Raw genomic sequence first — 2964 nt, 5'->3', positions numbered from 1 at the left:
CAGCGTCCGAAATCAGCTCGATCACCCTTGTTGATCGATAGGAATGCTAGAACAGTGCTGAACTGTTTTTCTCTCCAGATCTATGCCGTCTTCCGCCAGTTCCTTTCCGTCAATGGACAGCACACCGAACGAACCGCTGGCTGGGCGCTACCAACTCCTTCAGCCACTGGGTCGAAAAGCCGGACGCCAAACCTGGCTGGCGCAGGACGGGCAAACGCAGGAGCGGGTTGTGGTCAAGCTGCTCACGTTTGGCAGTGACTTCAGCTGGGACGATTTGAAGATGTTTGAGCGCGAGGTAGAAACACTGCGATCGCTATCTCATCCCGCTATTCCGCGCTATCTCGACTCGTTTGAGCTCGACACGCCCACAAATAAGGGCTTTGCGCTGGTGCAAACCTACATTCCTGCCTCGTCACTGGAGCAGCAGCTACGGATGGGACACAGCTTTACCGAAGCCGAGGTAAAACAGCTTGCCAAAGCGCTGCTAGAGATTCTGGTGTACCTGCACGATCGTCAACCCTCCGTGATCCATCGCGATCTCAAGCCCAGCAATATTCTGTTGGGCGATCGGACAGGTCATCAACTGGGGCAGGTGTACCTAGTCGATTTTGGTGCAGTGCAGACTGCCATCCGCGAAGGCAGCACAATGACGGTGGTTGGTACGTATGGCTACATGCCTCCAGAGCAGTTCGGTGGACGCGCTACACCTGCCTCCGATCTCTACAGCCTTGGCGCGACGCTGATTTACCTCACTACTGGACGCCACCCTGCCGAACTGCCACAGAACGATTTGCGGATTGACTTTGAGCAAGCTGCCCACCTCAGTCCCAGCTTTAGCAGTTGGCTCAAGTGGATGACGGAACCCAGCCCAAGTAAGCGTCCTGGCTCGGCACGAGACGCCCTCACCGGGCTGGAGCGCAAAGCCCAACCCCACGTTAAAACGGCTGACCCCCTGACAAAGCCACGACACAGCAAAATTGAGCTGACGCGCAACGCGCAGTTCATAGAAATTGTCCTGCCAACACAGAAGCTGATTCTGCTTAAGTCGTGGTCCTGGTGGATTGTGATTCTGCTGTTCTTTGGAATGCCCGTTGTGCTGGGTGCGGTTGCACTGCTTGTGCTGACTCGGCTGTTTGGCAAAACTCGGATGATTGTCAGTCAGCAGCACGTGTCGATCGTGCGGGAACTGTTTGGCTGGCAGTATCGCCGCCCACTGACGGTTCCTCTGCGGCACGTGTGGCAACTGGAGTTGCTAAGCCGTCGAGTCACGCCACGGCTACTTCTGTGGGCAGGAACGCAGTCGTGTGAAATTCGCGGGCATCGAGCGGAGCTAGAGTGGCTAGCGTATGAGTTGAGCGACTGGATCGATCTCCCGATTTCCGAAGACTAGCCTGCTGAATCACGGCGGTTCTTCCTAGCTCTTCCCCGTTGTTGCAGGCGGTATAGTGAGTGAAATATCGTGAGAGGAAGCGGCTATGTTCGGCTTAGGGTGGCCCGAAGTCATTGTGATTTCTGTCGTGGCGATTTTAATTTTCGGTCCAAAGAAGATTCCGGAGTTGGGCAGCACGTTTGGCAAGACGCTACGCAGCTTTAAGGAAGGCGTCAGCCAGCCAGACGACGATCAAGACGGCCTGGATGACGAATAAAGCCAGCGCGAAGGCAGGTTTCGCTGTTAGCCACGAAACCCGCCTCAGCGAATCAACGACCAAAGTTAACGTATTCCACGGATGAAGGCTGCACCGCCGCTTCTGCTGGACTGGCTTCAGTACCGTTTGGCGCGATCGCCGGTGACTCTTGTGCAGGGCGACGCGCATCAATCAGGCTGATAGCGCGCGTGACGCTTTCTGGCAAGACAACGACCAGGCTGTCGATCGGGGCAGAATCCAGCGCCGTGTTAATGGCGGTCGTTTCGTCCAGGATCGTCTCGTGGGGGCAGGCAGGATTGACTGCCTCAATTCCTTGAGTAATCAGTCGAGCCGCATCGCCACGCGGTCTGCCACGGGTGTCATCGTCTTCCTTGATCAGAATGCGATTGAACATCTGCGCCGCCAGTCGACCCAGCGTCACGAAGTCTTCGTCGCGGCGATCGCCGGGTCCACCAACGACGCCAATCCGCTCTCCGGTCCAGTTCTGCACAAACCCAGCCAGTGCTTCGTAGCTGTGCGGGTTGTGTGCGTAGTCCACTAGGGCGTGGAAGCGCCCCAGATTGATTAGATTCATGCGTCCTGGCGTTTGCTGCGTCGATGCCTGGAAGGTTGCTAGTGCCGCCCGAATATCTTCGATGCGAACACCCTGCGCGAACGCTGCCAGACTTGCTGCCAGCGCGTTTGCAATCATGAACGGGGCACGTCCTCCCAGCGTCAGTGGCACATTTACCGCCTGCTCAATTCGCAGCGTCCAATCGCCCTTGAGAATTGACAAATAGCCATTTTCGTACACCGCTGCGAGTCCGCCGCGCTGCGTGTGGGAGCGAATCAGCGAATTATCTGGCTGCATCGAGAAGTACGCGATCTGTGCCTTGACGCGGCTAGCCATTTGCGACACGAGCGGATCATCGGCATTGAGAACCACATAGCCGTTAGGCATCACGGTTTCTGCCACAACGCTTTTCACCTGCGCCATCTGCTCGATCGTCTCGATGTCCCCAAGGCCCAAATGGTCGGCGGCAACGTTCAGCACGACTCCGACGTCGCAAGCGCTAAACGCGAGACCAGAGCGCAAAATGCCGCCTCTGGCACTTTCTAGCACGGCTACCTCGACCGTGGGGTCTTGCAGAATCAATTGAGCGCTCTGCGGTCCCGTATTGTCGCCCGGTTCTACCAGATAGTCACCGATGTAGGTACCGTCAGTGGTCGTGTAGCCGACGACCTGCTGCGTTTGCTTAAAAATGTGAGCAATCAAGCGCGTGGTCGTTGTTTTGCCGTTGGTACCCGTGATGGCAATGATGGGAACGCGCGTCTGAGA

General features: G+C 56.7%; 3 protein-coding genes. 2 read left to right on the top strand and 1 reads right to left on the bottom strand.

What is annotated here, in order from left to right; translation table 11 throughout:
• Positions 1-82 precede the first annotated feature (82 nt).
• Together H6F43_RS12155 and tatA are read left to right on the top strand one after the other, a co-directional pair.
• Positions 83-1390: a serine/threonine-protein kinase gene (locus H6F43_RS12155; protein WP_242025546.1), complete on the top strand. Its 1308-nt coding sequence runs from the start codon at positions 83-85 to the stop codon at positions 1388-1390.
• Between the two features lie 85 nt (positions 1391-1475).
• Positions 1476-1646, top strand: coding sequence for a twin-arginine translocase TatA/TatE family subunit (gene tatA / locus H6F43_RS12150; RefSeq protein WP_190343019.1), 171 nt, complete (start codon positions 1476-1478; stop codon positions 1644-1646).
• A 52-nt stretch (positions 1647-1698) separates the two neighbouring features.
• On the opposite strand, the gene H6F43_RS12145 is transcribed toward tatA, so the two are convergent.
• Positions 1699-2964: Mur ligase family protein (locus H6F43_RS12145; protein ID WP_242025543.1), on the bottom strand; the 1266-nt coding region annotated here is incomplete at its 5' end.

This window comes from Leptolyngbya sp. FACHB-36, assembly GCF_014695955.1.
GTDB lineage: Bacteria > Cyanobacteriota > Cyanobacteriia > Leptolyngbyales > Leptolyngbyaceae > FACHB-36.
Note: the sequence above shows the minus strand (reverse complement) of the source record. Positions and strands in the feature narration are given on the sequence as shown.

Bases quoted from the DNA above. Each gene is read 5' to 3' on its own strand.
- H6F43_RS12155 (WP_242025546.1), top strand. From the start codon at position 83: ATGCCGTCTTCCGCCAGTTCCTTTCCGTCAATGGACAGCACACCGAAC.
- tatA (WP_190343019.1), top strand. From the start codon at position 1,476: ATGTTCGGCTTAGGGTGGCCCGAAGTCATTGTGATTTCTGTCGTGGCG.